The 17,092-nt window shown below is 69.8% G+C and carries 9 protein-coding genes, 1 tRNA gene and 1 rRNA gene; 10 read left to right on the plus strand and 1 reads right to left on the minus strand.

Annotated elements, in window-relative coordinates; genetic code table 11:
• Window positions 1-93: ribosomal RNA gene (gene rrf, locus ACFW2Y_RS27050) — 5S ribosomal RNA — on the plus strand; the annotation flags it as partial.
• A gap of 4 nt (window positions 94-97) precedes the next feature.
• Window positions 98-173: transfer RNA gene (locus ACFW2Y_RS27055), tRNA-Thr, on the plus strand.
• A 209-nt stretch (window positions 174-382) separates the two neighbouring features.
• Here ACFW2Y_RS27055 and ACFW2Y_RS27060 read toward each other — a convergent pair.
• Window positions 383-3,031, minus strand: coding sequence for a SpoIIE family protein phosphatase (locus tag ACFW2Y_RS27060; protein WP_384884400.1), 2,649 nt, complete (start codon window positions 3,029-3,031; stop codon window positions 383-385).
• A gap of 270 nt (window positions 3,032-3,301) precedes the next feature.
• On the opposite strand from ACFW2Y_RS27060, the gene ACFW2Y_RS27065 reads away from it, so the two are divergent.
• The 8 genes from ACFW2Y_RS27065 to ACFW2Y_RS27100 all read left to right on the plus strand — a co-directional run bounded on the left by ACFW2Y_RS27065 (window position 3,302) and on the right by ACFW2Y_RS27100 (window position 17,060).
• Window positions 3,302-8,773, plus strand: a complete 5,472-nt coding sequence (locus ACFW2Y_RS27065) for a HAMP domain-containing protein (protein ID WP_384884403.1) — start codon at window positions 3,302-3,304, stop codon at window positions 8,771-8,773.
• A gap of 291 nt (window positions 8,774-9,064) precedes the next feature.
• A complete protein-coding gene (locus ACFW2Y_RS27070) occupies window positions 9,065-9,730 on the plus strand; it encodes a two-component system response regulator (RefSeq protein ID WP_384884406.1) in 666 nt (221 codons plus the stop codon).
• A 132-nt stretch (window positions 9,731-9,862) separates the two neighbouring features.
• Window positions 9,863-12,652 (plus strand): DNA translocase FtsK, encoded by a 2,790-nt coding sequence (locus ACFW2Y_RS27075; RefSeq protein ID WP_384884409.1) that lies wholly within the window; start codon window positions 9,863-9,865, stop codon window positions 12,650-12,652.
• Between the two features lie 270 nt (window positions 12,653-12,922).
• The gene (locus ACFW2Y_RS27080) at window positions 12,923-13,750 is read left to right on the plus strand and encodes a helix-turn-helix domain-containing protein (protein ID WP_384884412.1); all 828 of its coding nucleotides are present in this window, start codon (window positions 12,923-12,925) and stop codon (window positions 13,748-13,750) included.
• A gap of 134 nt (window positions 13,751-13,884) precedes the next feature.
• The gene (rimO, locus tag ACFW2Y_RS27085; protein WP_384884415.1) at window positions 13,885-15,378 is read left to right on the plus strand and encodes a 30S ribosomal protein S12 methylthiotransferase RimO; all 1,494 of its coding nucleotides are present in this window, start codon (window positions 13,885-13,887) and stop codon (window positions 15,376-15,378) included.
• A complete protein-coding gene (pgsA, locus tag ACFW2Y_RS27090) occupies window positions 15,375-16,049 on the plus strand; it encodes a CDP-diacylglycerol--glycerol-3-phosphate 3-phosphatidyltransferase (RefSeq protein WP_384884418.1) in 675 nt (224 codons plus the stop codon). The genes rimO and pgsA overlap by 4 nt, the downstream gene beginning before the upstream one ends.
• Window positions 16,046-16,567 carry a CinA family protein gene (locus tag ACFW2Y_RS27095; protein ID WP_384884421.1) on the plus strand — a complete coding sequence of 174 codons (522 nt, stop codon included), beginning with the start codon at window positions 16,046-16,048 and terminating at the stop codon, window positions 16,565-16,567. Before pgsA ends, ACFW2Y_RS27095 begins: the two co-directional genes overlap by 4 nt.
• A 109-nt stretch (window positions 16,568-16,676) precedes the next feature.
• Window positions 16,677-17,060 (plus strand): helix-turn-helix domain-containing protein, encoded by a 384-nt coding sequence (locus ACFW2Y_RS27100; protein ID WP_384884424.1) that lies wholly within the window; start codon window positions 16,677-16,679, stop codon window positions 17,058-17,060.
• Window positions 17,061-17,092 lie beyond the last annotated feature (32 nt).

Raw genomic sequence — 17,092 nt, forward strand, 5'->3', positions numbered from 1 at the left:
ACGCCCGGTTACATTCCGAACCCGGAAGCTAAGCCTTTCAGCGCCGATGGTACTGCAGGGGGGACCCTGTGGGAGAGTAGGACACCGCCGAACAAATGCCCTTTTAGCTCAGTCGGTAGAGCGTCTCCATGGTAAGGAGAAGGTCAACGGTTCGATTCCGTTAAAGGGCTCCAAGACAGAAGGCCCCCTCCTTATGGCGGGGGCCTTCTGTGTTTGTGGGCCGTGCTCGGCACCGGCTTTCCGCAGGTGTGCGGTCAGGCCGGGGGGATCCATGACGCCCTGCCTCACGGCTCACTGCCCGTATGGGTACGGCCTGGGGGACTTGGACGGGGGAAAGGGCCGGTGCCCTCCTCGCGGGGGGCGAGGAGGGCACCGGGACGGTTCAGTGGGGGTCCGGCTCGCGGAGGCGCAGCGCGAGGATGGCCATGTCATCGGATGCGGGGGCCTGGGCGAAGCGTTCAACCGCACGGAGCACCCGGGAGGCGACTGCCCCGGCCGTCAGGCCCGTACACGTCCTGAGCACCTCGGCGAGGCCGTCGTCGCCCAGCATGCGGCTTCCCTCGCGTCGCTCCGTCACGCCGTCCGTGACGCAGAGGAGGACGTCACCGGGGTCGAGCGTGACCGTCTGCTCGTACAGCTCCAGATCCTCCATCACGCCCAGGAGCGGCTGCGGCTCGGCCGCCGGCTCGACCGTGCCGTCCGGCCGGAGGCGCAGCGGCAACGGGTGCCCCGCGCAAACGACCTTGAGGATCGCAGAGCCGTCCTCCTGCGGACGCATCTCGCCGTAGAGGAGCGTCAGGAACCGGCTGCGGGTGCCCTCGTCGAGGATCGCTGCGTTCAAGCGCTCCAGTACGGCCGGGCCGCCGAAGCCCTCACGAGCGAGGAGGCGCAGGGCGTGGCGGGCCAGGCCGGTGACGGCAGCGGCTTCCGGGCCCGTACCGCAGACGTCGCCGATGGCGAAGCCGTACGCGCCGTCCCGGATCGGGAAGAGGTCGTAGAAGTCGCCGCCGACCTCATTGCCCTCGCCCGCCGCGCGGTAGATGACGTCCACCTCGACACCGGGGATCGTGGGGAGGCCCGGGGGGAGGAGGCTGCGCTGGAGGGACTGGCTGATCGCCACGCGCTCCGAGTACAGGCGGGCGTTGTCCAGGGCCAGGGCCGCCCGGCGGGAAAGGTCCTCGGCGAGCTCCAGGATCTCCTGACGGAAGTGGTCCTCCGAAGGCCGGCCGAGGGTCAGCATGCCGATGACCCGGTTACGGGCGACCAGCGGCAGGACCACCGTCTCTCCGGCGACCGTGCTGGCGGTCGCCAGGGTGGTGTCGATGCCGGAGGAGAGCGGACTCGTCGGATGGTCGAGGGCCTGCACCGAAGCGGTGAGCGCGGCCCGGTGGGCGGCATGGGCCGGTGCGGTCCAGACGCGGGCGCCGGGAGTCGGCACCGGGTCGGGCGGGGCGATCGAGGACAGCAGGTCCTTGAGGCCGTCGATGCGGTCCTCGTCCTCGTGGAGCACGTACGAGAGGTACGGATCCGAGGACTGGTCGGCAATCGTGTAGACCGCGCACCAAGTGGCAAGGGTGGGAACCGTCATCTGGGCCATCAGGGCCAGGGTCTGGTCCCGGTCGAGGGTGCCGGCCAGGAGGTCGGAGGCTTCGACGAGGAAGCTGAGGGAACCGCGGCGGAGCCGTTCGAGCTCGCCCAGGCGGGCGGACTCGACGGCGAGGGCGATGCGGTCGGCGGCGAACTGGAGGCGCAGGGCCTCCTCGTTCGAGTAGCGGTTCGCGGCCTCGGCCGCCACGCCCAAGGAGCCGGTGAGCCGGCCCTCGACCTTGAGCGGCACGGTGACGACCGAGCGCATGCCGGTGCCTTCGAGGAGCGGGACGGCGCCGGGCACGGCGGCCAGGTCCTCGTGGACGGCGGGCATGCGGGCGGAGCCGTAGCGACTGGCGCCGGTCTCGACGGGCACCCGGGCGAAGCGCTGTCGAGCCGCCGGTAGACCGGTGGAGGCCCGCACCTCGAGCTCCGTCTCGTCGTCGGTCGCGAGCAGGAGGAAGGCGGCGTCGCCGTCGAGCATGTCGCGGGCGCGTTCGACCGTGCGCTGCAGGAGGCCGTCGAGGTCGTCCGGGGCGGGAGAGCCGATGAAGACCTCGAAGGGATCGGCCGTGCGGCTCTCGGCACCCGGCTCGGCAGCGGGGCGCTGCGGAGTCTGCAGGACGGCGCGCTCGTGCTCCCGCACCAGGAGGCAGACGGTGGAGGGCTCGCCCCCGGCGTCGCGCACGCGCAGATGGGAAGCGTAGACGGGGATCACGCGGCCGTTGGCGCAGCGGATGCCGTAACTGCCCTCCCAACGGGAGAGGCGCAGGGCCTCGGCGAGGCCGGTGCCGGTGCCGGGGGTGTGGGGCCAGGCGGCGAGGTCACCGAGCGGCCTGCCGGTGACCTGTTCGGAGTGGTAGCCGAAGAGTTCTTGGGCGTCCTCGTTCCACGCGGTGATCGTTCCCTTGCGGTCGATCTGGGCGACGGCGACGCGGACGCGGCTCTCGGCGACGGGGAGGAGGGCGTCCGGGACGACGGGGCCGGCGGAGCGGGTGCCGATGGGACGCTGCGGGAGGTCCAGGTGGAACCAGACGTGCTTGCGGGTGGGGGAGTAGTCGACGCCCCAGCGGTGGGCGAGGGCGGCACAGAGCAGCAGCCCGCGGCCGTTCTCGCGGTCCGGGTTGGCGAACGCGGGGCCGCCCGCCTGGACGGGGACCTCCCGCTCGGGATAGCGGTCGGCGACCTCGATGCGGATGCTGTCGTCGGAGCGGAGGCAGAGGACCTCGGCGGCCGTGCCTGCGTGGACGACGGCATTGGTGACGAGTTCACTGGTGAGGACGACGGCGTCGTCGACCAGCTCGGGATGTCCCCAGCCCTGCAGGGTGTCCCGGACGAAGGCGCGGGCGGCCGCGACGGACCGCCCGACGGGCTCGAAGCTGGCATTCGCCCGCGCGGTGATCACAGCACTCCTCGTACGCGTCTCGACGCCCGGCTCTGCCATGCTCGGTCTGCCCCTCCCACTGCCCGGTGGTCGTACGCACACCACACCGCGCCCGCCGGGCGGACCGGGGCGGTTGGACAGCCGCATGCCAGGTTACTTACCTTCGCTGTCCGAGCGGATGCCGGTCACCACTGTTTCCGTCCCACGGGGGTAGGGACGTGGGGGCGAAGCTGCCGAACTGTTATCGCCTGGTTCGGCCACGGTGAAACACTGGGCAGGCTACTGGCGGAAGCCGGAACAGTACGGTCGACCCCTTTCGGGAGGGACACGGTGGAGTCTGGCACGGCGGCGCGGCGCGGCGCAGGCAATGGCACGCGCGCGAAGGGCGGGCGTTCCCGTGGGGGGACGGTTCAGGTGGACGCGGCGGCGCTGGAGCGGTTGCTGACCGCATTGGTGTCGATGCGGGACGGTAACTTCCGCAAACGGCTCACGGTGTCCGGCGACGGGGTCATGGCGGAGATCTCCGCCGTGTTCAACGAGGTGGCCGACCGGCAGATGCACGTGACGGGGGAGCTGTCACGGGTCCGCCGGGTGGTGGGTCGTGAGGGCAAGCTGTCCGAGCGCCTGGAGGCGGGGGCCAGCGAGGGGGCCTGGGCGGCGGCCATCGAGGCCGCGAACGCGCTCGTCGACGACCTGGCCCGACCGGTCTCCGAGGTGGGCCGGGTGCTCCTGGCGGTGGCCGAGGGAGACCTCGACCAGCGGATGGAGCTGCGTACCGAGGGGGTCGACGGGGTGGTGCGGCCGTTGCGCGGCGAGTTCCTGAAGGTCGCGCGCACCGCCAACAACCTGGTCGACCAGCTCTCGGTGTTCGCCTCCGAAGTGACCCGGGTCGCGGTCGAGGTGGGCACCGACGGCAAGCTGGGCGGCCAGGCCCAGGTGCGGGGGGTGTCCGGTTCGTGGAAGGACCTCACGGACTCGGTCAACACCATGGCGAACCGGCTGACGGCACAGGTCCGGGACATCGCGCTGGTGACCACGGCGGTTGCGGACGGTGACCTGTCGCAGAAGGTCACGGCGAACGTCGCCGGCGAGATGCTGGAGCTGAAGAACACCGTCAACCGGATGGTGGACCAGCTGTCGTCGTTCTCCTCCGAGGTGACCCGCGTCGCACGCGAGGTGGGCACCGAGGGGGAGCTCGGCGGCCAGGCGGAGGTGGCCGGCGTCGCCGGCGTGTGGAAGGACCTCACCGATTCCGTCAACACGATGGCGGGCAACCTCACCAATCAGGTGCGCGGCATCGCCGAGGTGACGATGGCGGTGGCCAACGGCGACCTGTCGCAGAAGGTGAGGGTCTCCGCACGCGGCGAGATCGCGCAGCTCGCCGACACCATCAACCAGATGACCGAGACGCTGCGGACCTTCGCCGACGAAGTGACCCGGGTGTCGGGCGAGGTCGGGGCACAGGGCCTCCTCGGCGGTCAGGCGCAGGTACCGGGTGCCGCAGGCACGTGGAAGGACCTGACGGACTCCGTCAACACGGTCTTCCGGAACATCACCACGCAGGTGCGGGACATCGCGCAGGTGACGACGGCGGTGGCCAACGGTGACCTGTCGCAGAAGGTCACGGTGGACGTGGCCGGCGAGATGCTGGAGCTGAAGAACACCGTCAACACCATGGTCGACCAGCTGTCGGCCTTCGGCTCCGAGGTGACCCGGGTGGCCCGCGAGGTCGGCGTCGAGGGTCTGCTGGGCGGCCAGGCCGAGGTGCCGGGGGCGGCGGGCACCTGGAAGGACCTCACCGACTCGGTGAACACGGCCTTCCGCAACCTGACCGGTCAGGTGCGGGACATCGCGCAGGTGACGACGGCGGTGGCCAACGGCGATCTGTCGCAGAAGGTCACGGTGGACGTGGCCGGCGAGATGCTGGAGCTGAAGAACACCGTCAACACGATGGTGTCGCAGCTGTCGTCCTTTGCGGACCAGGTGACCCGAATGGCCCGGGACGTGGGCACGGAGGGCCGACTGGGCGGCCAGGCGCGGGTGGACGGCGTGTCCGGGCGCTGGCGCGAGCTCACGGACTCCGTGAACTTCATGGCCGGCAACCTGACCTCGCAGGTGCGGCAGATCGCGCAGGTGACGACCGCGGTGGCGCGGGGTGATCTGTCGCAGAAGATCGACGTGGATGCGCGCGGCGAGATCCTGGAACTGAAGAACACCATCAACACGATGGTCGACCAACTGTCGGCCTTCGCCGACCAGGTGACCCGGGTGGCCCGTGAGGTGGGCACCGACGGTCGGCTCGGCGGCCAGGCGCAGGTGCCGGGCGTGGCCGGGGTGTGGCGCGATCTGACGGACTCGGTGAACGGCATGGCCGGCAACCTCACCACCCAGGTCCGCAACATCGCGCAGGTCGCCACCGCGGTGGCGCGGGGTGATCTGTCGCAGAAGATCGACGTGGATGCGCGCGGCGAGATCCTGGAGCTGAAGAACACCCTCAACACGATGGTCGACCAGCTGTCGGCCTTCGCCGATCAGGTGACCCGGGTGGCCCGTGAGGTGGGCACCGAGGGCATCCTCGGCGGTCAGGCCGAGGTCCAGGGGGTCTCCGGTACGTGGAAGGACCTCACCCAGTCCGTCAACTTCATGGCGAACAACCTGACCTTCCAGGTCCGCAACATCGCCGAGGTCACCACGGCGGTGGCGCGCGGCGACCTGTCGAAGAAGATCACGGTCGACGCCAAGGGCGAGATCCTGGAGCTGGTGACCACCGTCAACACGATGGTCGACCAGCTGTCGAACTTCGCCGACGAGGTGACCCGGGTGGCCCGTGAGGTGGGCACCGAGGGCATCCTGGGCGGTCAGGCCCGGGTGCGCGGGGTGACCGGCATCTGGAAGGACCTGAGCGACAACGTCAACTTGATGGCGAACAACCTGACGAGCCAGGTGCGCAACATCTCCAGGGTTTCCGCGGCGGTCGCCAACGGTGACCTGACGAAGAAGGTCACCGTCGAGGCGCGCGGCGAGGTCGCGGAGCTCGCCGACACCGTCAACACCATGGTGACCACCCTGTCGTCGTTCGCCGACGAGGTGACCAGGGTGGCCCGTGAAGTGGGCACGGACGGCATCCTGGGCGGTCAGGCCCGGGTTCCGGGCGTGTCGGGCACCTGGAAGGACCTGACGGACTCGGTGAACGGCATGGCCGACAACCTCACCGGCCAGGTGCGTCAGATCGCCGCGGTCACGACCGCCATCGCCAAGGGCGACCTCACCAAGAAGATCGACATCGACGCGCGCGGCGAGATCCAGGAGCTGAAGAGCACCATCAACACGATGGTCGACCAGCTGTCGAACTTCGCCGAGGAGGTCACCCGGGTGGCCCGCGAGGTGGGCACGGACGGGCAGTTGGGCGGTCAGGCCCGGGTGCGCGACGTGGACGGCACCTGGCGGGACCTGACGGAGTCGGTGAACGAGATGGCCGGAAACCTGACCCGTCAGGTGCGGGCGATCGCGGCCGTCGCCACCGCGGTGACACGGGGCGACCTCAACCTCAAGATCGACGGCGTTGATGCGGCGGGCGAGATCCAAGCCCTCCAGGAGAACATCAACACCATGATCGCCAACCTGCGCGACACCACCCTCGCCAACGAGGAGCAGGACTGGCTGAAGGGCAACCTGGCCCGCATCTCCGGTCTCATGCAGGGGCGGCGGGACCTGGACGACGTCGCCTCGCTCATCATGAGCGAGCTGACGCCGGTGGTCTCCGCCCAGCACGGAGCCTTCTTCGTCGCCATGCCGACGGGCTCCGCGCACAGCGACGCCGAGCTCGTGGGAGAGGGCGACGGTTCGTACGAGTTGAGGATGCGCGGCAGCTACGGATACTCCGCCGGTTCCATGCCGACCTCGTTCCGTCCCGGCGAGACCCTCATCGGGACGGCGGCCGAGGAGAAGAGGACCATCCAGGTCAACGTGCCGCCGGGCTACCTGAAGATCTCGTCCGGGCTCGGCGAGGCCTCACCCGCGCACGTGATCGTGTTGCCGGTGCTCTTCGAGGGGAAGGTGCTCGGCGTGATCGAGCTGGCGTCCTTCCAGCCGTTCACCCAGATCCAGCGCGACTTCCTCAACCAGCTCGCCGAACTGATCGCCACCACGGTCAACACCATCAGTGTCAACACCAAGACGGAGGTGCTGCTCCAGCAGTCGCAGGAGCTTACCGAGCAGTTGAAGGAACGGTCGGCAGAGCTGGAGCACCGGCAGAAGGAGCTCCAGGGCTCCAACCTGGAGCTGGAGGAGAAGGCGGAGCTGCTGGCCCGGCAGAACCGGGACATCGAGGTGAAGAACACCGAGATCGAGGAGGCCCGGCAGGTGCTGGAGGAGCGGGCGGAGCAGCTCGCGGTCTCCATGCGGTACAAGTCGGAGTTCCTCGCCAACATGTCGCACGAGCTGCGGACGCCGCTCAACTCGCTGCTGATCCTCGCCAAGCTGCTCGCGGACAACGCCGAGAGCAACTTGACCCCGAAGCAGGTCGAATTCGCGGAGACCATCCACGGTGCGGGCTCCGACCTGCTCCAGTTGATCAACGACATCCTCGACCTGTCGAAGGTCGAGGCGGGCAAGATGGACGTCTCGCCGACCCGGATCGCGCTGGTCCAGCTCGTCGACTACGTGGAGGCGACGTTCCGGCCGCTCACGGCGGAGAAGGGGCTCGACTTCTCGGTGCGGGTCTCGCCGGAGCTGCCCGCCACGCTCCACACCGATGAGCAGAGGCTGCTCCAGGTGCTGCGGAACCTGTTGTCCAACGCGGTGAAGTTCACCGACACCGGTGCGGTGGAGCTGGTGATCCGGCCGGCCGGCGGGGACGTGCCGCAGTCGATCCGCGAGCAGCTCCTGGAGGCCGGTTCGCTCCGCGACCCGGAGGCCGATCTGATCGCGTTCTCGGTGACCGACACGGGGATCGGCATCGCGGCGAGCAAGATGCGGGTCATCTTCGAGGCCTTCAAGCAGGCGGACGGCACGACCAGCCGGAAGTACGGCGGCACCGGTCTCGGGCTCTCGATCAGCCGGGAGATCGCGCGGCTGCTCGGCGGCGAGATCTATGCGGCGAGCGAGCCCGGTCGCGGTTCGACGTTCACGCTCTACCTGCCGCTGAGCCCGACGGAACTGATGCCGGGTGGCTACGGACCGGGTGCACCGGACGTCGACGACCTGCCGCAGGGGGGCGAGCAGGGAACGGTCGGGGCAGCTCACGCCTTCCCCTACTTCCCGCCGCCGGTACGGACGGAGGCGAGGTCCGGGGCGGGGGCGCTGTTCCGGCACCGCCGGAAGGTCGCAGCCGAGGCCGCCGGGGCCGCGGAGGCGGCGGGAGCCCAGGGCGCGGCGGCCCGGGAGGAATTGCCGATGGAGGCCGAGCCGCGCCGCACCTTCGGCTTCTCCGGCGAGAAGGTGCTCATCGTCGACGACGACATCCGCAACGTCTTCGCGCTCACCAGCGTCCTGGAGCAACACGGGCTCGCGGTCCTGTACGCCGAGAACGGCCGGGAGGGCATCGAGGTCCTGGAGCAGCACGACGACGCGGCGGTCGTGCTGATGGACATCATGATGCCGGAGATGGACGGGTATGCCACGACGACCGCGATCCGGCGCATGCCCCAGTTCGCCGGACTTCCGATCATCGCGCTGACGGCGAAGGCGATGAAGGGGGATCGGGAGAAGGCGATCGAGTCGGGTGCCTCGGACTACGTCACCAAGCCGGTCGACCCCGATCACCTGCTGTCCGTCATGGAGCAGTGGATGAGGAGGGCCTGAATTTCCGTGCCGGGGGCCACGCGGCCCCCGGCATCTTCCGGCATCCGTCGACGGATGCCGACGGGAGCGTGTGAGAGGCCGCGATACGGGGAACCTTCTGGTCTCGCGTTGCGTTTCCGCTATGTGCACAGTGACATCGCGGTGACAGGGTGTGGCGACGGACGGGGTGCGGCTACGATGACCGGCACAAGGACGGACGGCGCTAGGGAGTCGTCTTCTGGGGCGGCGCCCGGTGCTTCCCCCGGTTCGGGGGTCCGGGGCGAGCCGTTGCCGGGACGAGGAGGACGGGGCATGGTGCAGAAGGCCAAGATCCTCCTGGTCGATGACCGGCCGGAGAATCTGCTGGCGTTGGAGGCCATTCTCTCCGCGCTCGATCAGACGCTGGTGCGGGCATCGTCCGGGGAGGAAGCGCTCAAGGCGCTGTTGACGGACGACTTCGCGGTCATCCTGCTCGACGTCCAGATGCCGGGAATGGACGGTTTCGAGACCGCTGCCCACATCAAGCGGCGCGAGCGGACCCGGGACATCCCGATCATCTTCCTCACCGCGATCAACCACGGGCCCCACCACACGTTCCGTGGTTATGCGGCCGGGGCGGTCGACTACATCTCCAAGCCCTTCGATCCGTGGGTGTTGCGGGCCAAGGTGTCCGTCTTCGTCGAGCTCTACATGAAGAACTGCAAGCTCCGCGAGCAGGCGTCCCTGCTGCGACTGCAGTTGGAGGGCGGGGAGGGCGGTCACGGCAAGGAGTCCGCCGGACTGCTCGCCGAGCTTTCCGCCCGGCTGGCCGCCGTCGAGGAGCAGGCCGAGGCGCTGTCGAAGCAGCTCGACGACGACTCCGCCGATGCCGCGGCCGTTGCCACCGCCGCGCACCTGGAGCGCAAGCTCACCGGACTGCGTCGGGCCCTGGACGCACTGGAGCCGGGCACGGGCGCCGCACCAACGCTACCCGCGTAGGGCTGACGCTCCGTCAACCCCCCTTCCGTGGCGCCGATCCCGACGTGACGGGACGTCAGCGCCGTGCCCCGGTGCGGACGACACGAACGGGTGAGGCGGACAGCCGCTCTCTTCGCCGGTAACCTCGGCACCATGGCTTCACGTACGTCCGGCAAGGGTTCCCAGGGCACGGCGGGCACTGCAAAGCCGCGCGCCGGCCGGACGGCGGGCGCCGCGAAGAAAGCGGCACCCTCGAAGTCCCCCACCAAACAAACCGCGAAGAAGGCCGCGCCCGCCAAGCGGCCCCCGGCCCGCAAGCCCGCTGCGAAGAAGGCCGCCCCCCGACCCGCACCGTCCCCCACCGGAGGCGTCTACCGCCTCGTCCGCGGGGCGTGGCTCGGCCTCGCCCACGGCGTCGGAGCGATGTTCCGGGGCATAGGACGCGGCGCCAAGGGGCTCGACCCGGCACACCGCAAGGACGGCCTTGCGCTGCTCCTGCTGGGCCTCGCGCTGATCGTTGCAGCCGGCACCTGGTCCCATCTGCGCGGCCCGGTCGGCGACCTCGTCGAGATGTTGGTGACCGGGGCCTTCGGCCGGCTCGACCTGCTCGTACCACTGCTGCTCGGCGCCATCGCCGTGCGGCTCATCCTGTACCCGGAAAAGCCCGAGGCCAACGGCCGCATCAGCATCGGGCTCTCCGCACTCGTCATCGGCGTCCTCGGGCAGGTCCACATCGCCTGCGGTTCACCCGGACGCGGTGACGGCAGCGCGGCCATGCAGGACGCCGGCGGCCTCATCGGATGGGCCGCGTCCCAGCCCCTCGTCTTCATGATGGGCGAGGTCCTCGCCGTACCGATGCTGGTGCTGCTCACCGTCTTCGGGCTGCTCGTCGTCACCGCCACCCCGGTCAATGCGATCCCGCAGCGGTTGCGCGCCCTCGGCGTGAAGCTCGGCATCGTCGAGCCCGTCGACGATCCGGTGGAGGAGGCGGCGTACGAGGACCGCCCCGGCCACGACCAGGAGTGGCGCGAGGCAGGGCCCCGCCCCGCCCGTCGCCGGAGGACGGGGCCGACGGAGCCGTACGACGTGGACCGGGCCGAGGAGGAGATGCTGGAGCGGAGGGGGCGTGCGGCCCGCCGGGGTGCCGAGCGCCACGAGGCGGACGCCGGACTCGATCCGGTGGACGTGGCCGCTGCCGCCGCTGCTGCGCTCGACGGCGCCGTGCTGAACGGCATGCCGCCCTCCCCGATCGTTGCCGACCTGACCAAGGACGTCACCGCCGAGCGGAGCGCCGCCGTGGCCGCCTCCGGCGCGGAGGGCTCCGAGCGGACGGCACCGGCCGCGCCCGTGCCCTCGGCCCGTGGGGGAGGCCGTGTGGGCGGGGGCGTGCCCGACCTGACCAAGCCGGCACCCGAACCGGCCGACCTGCCGCCGCGGGCCGAGCAGCTCCAGCTCGCCGGTGACGTCACGTACTCCCTGCCCCCGCTCGATCTGCTGGAGCGCGGTGGGCCCGGCAAGACCCGCAGCGCGGCCAATGACGCCGTCGTCGACGCGCTTTCCAACGTCTTCACCGAGTTCAAGGTCGACGCTGCCGTCACCGGCTTCACCCGTGGCCCGACGGTCACCCGCTACGAGGTCGAGCTCGGCCCGGCGGTGAAGGTCGAGAAGATCACCGCCCTGACCAAGAACATCGCCTATGCGGTGGCCTCGCCGGACGTACGGATCATCTCGCCGATCCCCGGGAAGTCCGCGGTCGGGATCGAGATCCCGAACAGCGACCGGGAGATGGTCAACGTCGGCGACGTGCTGCGGCTCGCGGACGCGGCCGGGGACGAGCACCCGATGCTCGTCGCGCTCGGCAAGGACGTCGAGGGCGGTTACGTGATGGCCAACCTGGCGAAGATGCCGCATGTCCTGGTGGCCGGAGCCACCGGGTCCGGCAAGTCCTCGTGCATCAACTGTCTGATCACGTCGATCATGATGAGGGCGACCCCCGAGGACGTCCGGATGGTGCTCGTCGACCCCAAGCGGGTGGAGCTCACCGCCTACGAGGGCATTCCGCACCTGATCACCCCGATCATCACCAACCCCAAGCGGGCCGCCGAGGCGCTCCAGTGGGTGGTGCGCGAGATGGACCTGCGCTACGACGACCTGGCCGCCTTCGGCTACCGGCACATCGACGACTTCAACCAGGCGATTCGGGACGGCAAGGTCAAGCTGCCCGAGGGGAGCGAGCGCGAGCTCAATCCGTATCCGTACCTCCTGGTCATCGTCGACGAGCTCGCCGACCTGATGATGGTCGCGCCGCGCGACGTCGAAGACGCGATCGTCCGGATCACCCAGTTGGCCCGTGCCGCCGGCATCCACCTCGTGCTCGCCACCCAGCGGCCGTCCGTGGACGTCGTCACCGGCCTCATCAAGGCGAACGTGCCCTCCCGGCTGGCCTTCGCCACCTCTTCGCTCGCCGACAGCCGGGTCATCCTCGATCAACCCGGTGCCGAGAAGCTCATCGGCAAGGGCGACGGGCTCTTCCTGCCGATGGGCGCCAACAAGCCCGTCCGGATGCAGGGCGCCTTCGTCACCGAGGACGAGGTCGCGGCCGTCGTCCGGCACTGCAAGGACCAGATGACGCCCGTCTTCCGCGACGACGTCACCGTCGGCACCAAGCAGAAGAAGGAGATCGACGAGGACATCGGCGATGACCTCGACCTGCTCTGTCAGGCCGCCGAACTGGTCGTGTCGACGCAGTTCGGCTCCACCTCCATGCTCCAGCGGAAGCTGCGCGTGGGCTTCGCCAAGGCGGGGCGCCTGATGGACCTGATGGAATCGCGGAACATCGTCGGACCGAGCGAGGGGTCGAAGGCCCGGGACGTGCTCGTGAAACCTGACGAGCTGGACGGGGTGCTCGCAGTGATCCGGGGCGAGTCGGGGCCGGCGGAGTAGCGCCGGGACGTTCGACCGGGCGCGGGCGCATGGCGCGCATGAGGTGTCGCGGGCGTGCGCCGGGGTACCCGGTTCGAGACCAGGTCGAGACTCACTCGTAAGGGAACGGGGGCAACCGTTTCCCCTGGCCGTACGTCAAGTTGGAGGAAGAGGCAGAAGGATGTCCCAGCCTCATGGCGTACAAACAGCACCCGCCCGGTTGCCCCACCCTTTCGTACCACCCATAGACTGAACGTCCAGCAGGTGGCTACACGCTCGAAAGGCGCTCTCGTGTCCATCGGCAACTCCCCCGAAGACGACAGGACCTTCCCGGCAGACGACCGGGACTCCATCGGTCGTGCCCTCCAGCAGGCCCGAATCGCCGCCGGTCTCACCGTCGAAGAGGTCAGTGCCTCCACCCGCGTCCGAATTCCCATCGTGCACGCGATCGAGGACGACGACTTTTCGCGCTGTGGCGGCGACGTCTACGCCCGCGGCCACATCCGTACCCTTGCGCGTGCCGTCGGACTCGATCCCGCTTCGTTGATCGAGCAGTACGACGCCGAGCACGGCGGTCGTCCCTCGCCCACCCCCGCAGCCCCGCTCTTCGAGGCGGAACGCATCCGTCCCGAGCCGCGCAGGCCCAACTGGACCGCAGCGATGGTGGCCGCCATCGTCGCCGTGGTCGGCTTCGTCGGCTTCACGATGTTCAACGGGAACGACGCCCCGAAGAACACCGCCGCCTCCGAGGGCGGCCCGGCTCCCGCCCCGGAGAAGGCCACGTCGGCCGCCAAGCCGACGCCGGTGAAGCCCGCCGCGCCCAAGCCCACCGAGAGCGCGATCGCCGCGGTCCCGCAGGACAAGGTCACGGTCAAGCTCTCCGCGATCGACGACAAGAGCTGGATCTCGGCCAAGGCGCACGACGGCAAGCTCCTCTTCGACGGGCTCCTCCTGAAGGGCGAGTCCAAGACCTTCCAGGACGATGAGCGGATCGACCTGGTGCTCGGCAACGCCGGCGCGATCGAGCTGTACGTGAACGGCAAGAAGCTCGCGGACAAGTTCGAATCCGGCCAGGTTGAGCGGCTCACCTACACCAAGGGTGACCCCGAGGTCGGATGAGCCCGGGTGGCCGGCCATGACGGCCGGCCACTGCCGCTTCCGCGCGACGGGTCCCTTCGACCCGATGTGACCTCCGTCGCGCAGGTGAACCCTGCGCGACGGGAGAACGGCCGGGACGAAGTAGTCTTGAGTCCATGCCCGAACGCCGTACCGTCGCCCTTGTCACTCTTGGCTGCGCCCGTAACGAGGTGGACTCGGAGGAGCTCGCAGGCCGCCTGGCAGCGGACGGCTGGCAGCTCGTCGAGAACGCCGAGGAAGCCGATGTCGCCGTCGTCAACACCTGCGGGTTCGTCGAGGCCGCCAAGAAGGACTCCGTCGACGCCCTGCTCGAAGCCAATGATCTGAAGGACCACGGCCGCACCCAGGCCGTCGTCGCCGTCGGCTGCATGGCCGAGAGGTACGGCAAGGAGCTCGCCGAGGCCCTCCCGGAGGCCGATGGCGTCCTCGGCTTCGACGACTACTCCGACATCTCCAACCGCCTCCAGACCATCCTCAGCGGCGGCAGCGTCGAAGCCCACGCCCCCCGTGACCGGCGCAAGCTGCTCCCGCTGTCCCCGGTGGAACGCCAGGAGGCCGCCGCGGCCGTGGCCCTGCCGGGACACGGCGACGCCGTCGAGGCGCCCGCCGCCGTCCCCGCGGACCTGCCCGAGGGGCTCGCACCCGCCTCCGGCCCCCGCGCCCCGCTCCGCCGCCGCCTGGACACCAGCCCCGTCGCCTCCGTGAAGTTGGCCTCCGGCTGTGACCGCCGCTGCTCCTTCTGCGCCATTCCCTCCTTCCGCGGCTCCTTCGTCTCGCGCCGTCCCTCCGACGTGCTGAACGAGACGCGCTGGCTCGCCGAGCAGGGCGTGAAGGAGGTCATGCTGGTTTCGGAGAACAACACCTCCTACGGCAAGGACCTCGGCGACATCCGCCTCCTGGAGGGCCTGCTGCCCGAGCTGGCCTCGGTGGACGGGATCGAGCGCGTCCGCGTCAGCTACCTCCAGCCCGCCGAGATGCGCCCCGGCCTGATCGACGTCCTCACCTCGACCGAGAAGGTCGTGCCCTACTTCGACCTGTCCTTCCAGCACAGCGCCCCCGACGTCCTGCGGGCCATGCGCCGCTTCGGCGACACCGACCGCTTCCTGGAGCTCTTGGAAACCATTCGTTCCAAGGCCCCCACGGCGGGTGCCCGCTCCAACTTCATCGTCGGCTTCCCCGGCGAGACCGAGTCGGACTTCGCCGAGCTGGAACGCTTCGTCACCCATGCGCGGCTCGACGCGATCGGAGTCTTCGGCTACTCCGACGAGGACGGCACCGAGGCCGCCACGTACGAGGCCAAGCTGGACCAGGACGTCGTCGACGCCCGGCTGGCCCACCTCTCGCGGCTCGCCGAGGAGCTCACCGCGCAGCGCGCGGAGGAGCGGCTCGGGGAGACCCTGGAGGTACTCGTCGAGACCCTGGACGAGGAGGACGGCTGGATCGGTCGCGCCGCCCACCAGGCGCCCGAGACCGATGGACAGGTGATGCTCACCACTGCCGACGGCATGCTCCCCGACCTGGCTCCGGGCCGTATGGTCAGGGCGAAGGTCGTCGACACGGAGGGCGTCGACCTGGTGGCCGAGTGTCTTTTCGAGGAGGCGGGCAGATGACCGGAGTCCCGGCATCCGCGACGGGCGGGACCGGTAGGCCGGCGCCCCGCGGCAAGCTGGGCACGGCGGCCGTCAATCAGGCCAGCCTGTGGAACATCGCGAACATCCTCACCATGATCCGGCTGGTGCTCGTGCCCGGCTTCGTGGTCCTGCTGCTCCAGGACGGCGGGCACGACCCGGCGTGGCGAGCCTGGGCATGGGCTGCGTTCGCGGTGGCCATGATCACGGACGTCTTCGACGGACACCTCGCCCGTACGTACAACCTGGTCACCGACTTCGGGAAGATCGCCGACCCGATCGCCGACAAGGCGATCATGGCGGCCGGACTCATCTCGCTGTCCGCGCTCGGAGACCTGCCCTGGTGGGTGACCTCGGTCATCCTCGCCAGGGAGCTCGGGATCACCCTGATGCGGTTCTGGGTGATCCGGCACGGGGTGATTCCCGCCAGCCGCGGCGGGAAGATGAAGACGCTCGCCCAGGGCACCGCCGTCGGCATGTACGTCCTCATGCTGACCGGAGCACTGGCCACCCTCCGCTTCTGGGTGATGGCGGTGGCCGTCGTGTTGACGGTCGTCACCGGTCTGGACTACGTCCGTCAGGCGGTCGTCCTGCGACGCAAGGGGCTCGCTGCGGAGCGGGCGGAAGCCCGGACGGAGACGGCGGCACGGTGACCGAGGCCGCCCGGGTGCTGGCCCTGCTCGTGGAGCGTCATCAGACGCTGGCCGCGGCGGAGTCCCTCACGGGCGGACTGGTGGCCGCCGAGCTGACCGGCGTTCCCGGCGCCTCGGCCTCCTTCAAGGGGTCGGTCACGGCGTACGCCACCGCCCTCAAGCACCAGCTCCTGGGTGTCGATGCGGGCCTGCTCGCGGAGCGCGGAGCAGTGGACCCCGAGGTCGCGCTGCAGATGGCGGCCGGTGTGCGGGACCGGCTCGGTGCCGACTGGGGCATCTCGACGACCGGGGTCGCAGGGCCCGCCGCGCAGGACGGACAGCCCGTCGGAACCGTCTACGTGGCGGTCGCCGGACCGGCCGGGACCGGTGCCCGTACCGGGAAAGTGGTCTCCTTGAGGTTGAACGGCGACCGGACGGAAATCCGTAGAGAGAGCGTGCGGAGCGTGCTGGAACTGCTCCACGAGGAACTCTCGGAAAATGCGCGGGCACAGGATACGGAACACTACGGGGGGAATTGATGTTTGCAGCCCTGAGTGAACACGACATCGCTCCCCGCACGGCCGCAGCGCGAGGCGGTACGGTGGTGCGTGAAGGATGCGGCTACGCGGTCCGAGGAGGGAGCCACCGATGATTCTGCTCCGTCGCCTGTTGGGTGACGTGCTGCGTCGGCAGCGCCAGCGCCAGGGCCGTACTCTGCGCGAAGTCTCCTCGTCCGCCCGAGTCTCGCTCGGCTATCTCTCCGAGGTGGAGCGGGGGCAGAAGGAGGCTTCCTCCGAACTGCTCTCCGCTATCTGCGACGCGCTGGACGTACGGATGTCCGAGCTCATGCGCGAAGTGAGCGACGAGCTGTCACTGGCCGAACTGGCCGAGTCGGCAGCAGCGAGCGAACCGGTACCGACGCCGGTCCGCCCCATGCTCAATTCGGTGTCGGTGACGTCGGTGGCCGGTGTGCCCACCGAGCGGGTGACCATCAAGGCCCCCGCAGAAGCGGTCAACGTCGTCGCTGCTTGAACCGAAGCGGGGCGAAGCCCCGGTCCGTACCC

Origin of the sequence: Streptomyces sp. NPDC058877 (assembly GCF_042742855.1) — a bacterium.
Lineage (GTDB): Bacteria > Actinomycetota > Actinomycetes > Streptomycetales > Streptomycetaceae > Streptomyces.

Coding starts and splice junctions, on each gene's coding strand:
- ACFW2Y_RS27060 (WP_384884400.1), bottom strand. CDS start 3,031: ATGGCAGAGCCGGGCGTCGAGACGCGTACGAGGAGTGCTGTGATCACC.
- ACFW2Y_RS27070 (WP_384884406.1), top strand. CDS start 9,065: ATGGTGCAGAAGGCCAAGATCCTCCTGGTCGATGACCGGCCGGAGAAT.
- ACFW2Y_RS27075 (WP_384884409.1), top strand. CDS start 9,863: ATGGCTTCACGTACGTCCGGCAAGGGTTCCCAGGGCACGGCGGGCACT.
- rimO (WP_384884415.1), top strand. CDS start 13,885: ATGCCCGAACGCCGTACCGTCGCCCTTGTCACTCTTGGCTGCGCCCGT.
- pgsA (WP_384884418.1), top strand. CDS start 15,375: ATGACCGGAGTCCCGGCATCCGCGACGGGCGGGACCGGTAGGCCGGCG.
- ACFW2Y_RS27100 (WP_384884424.1), top strand. CDS start 16,677: ATGATTCTGCTCCGTCGCCTGTTGGGTGACGTGCTGCGTCGGCAGCGC.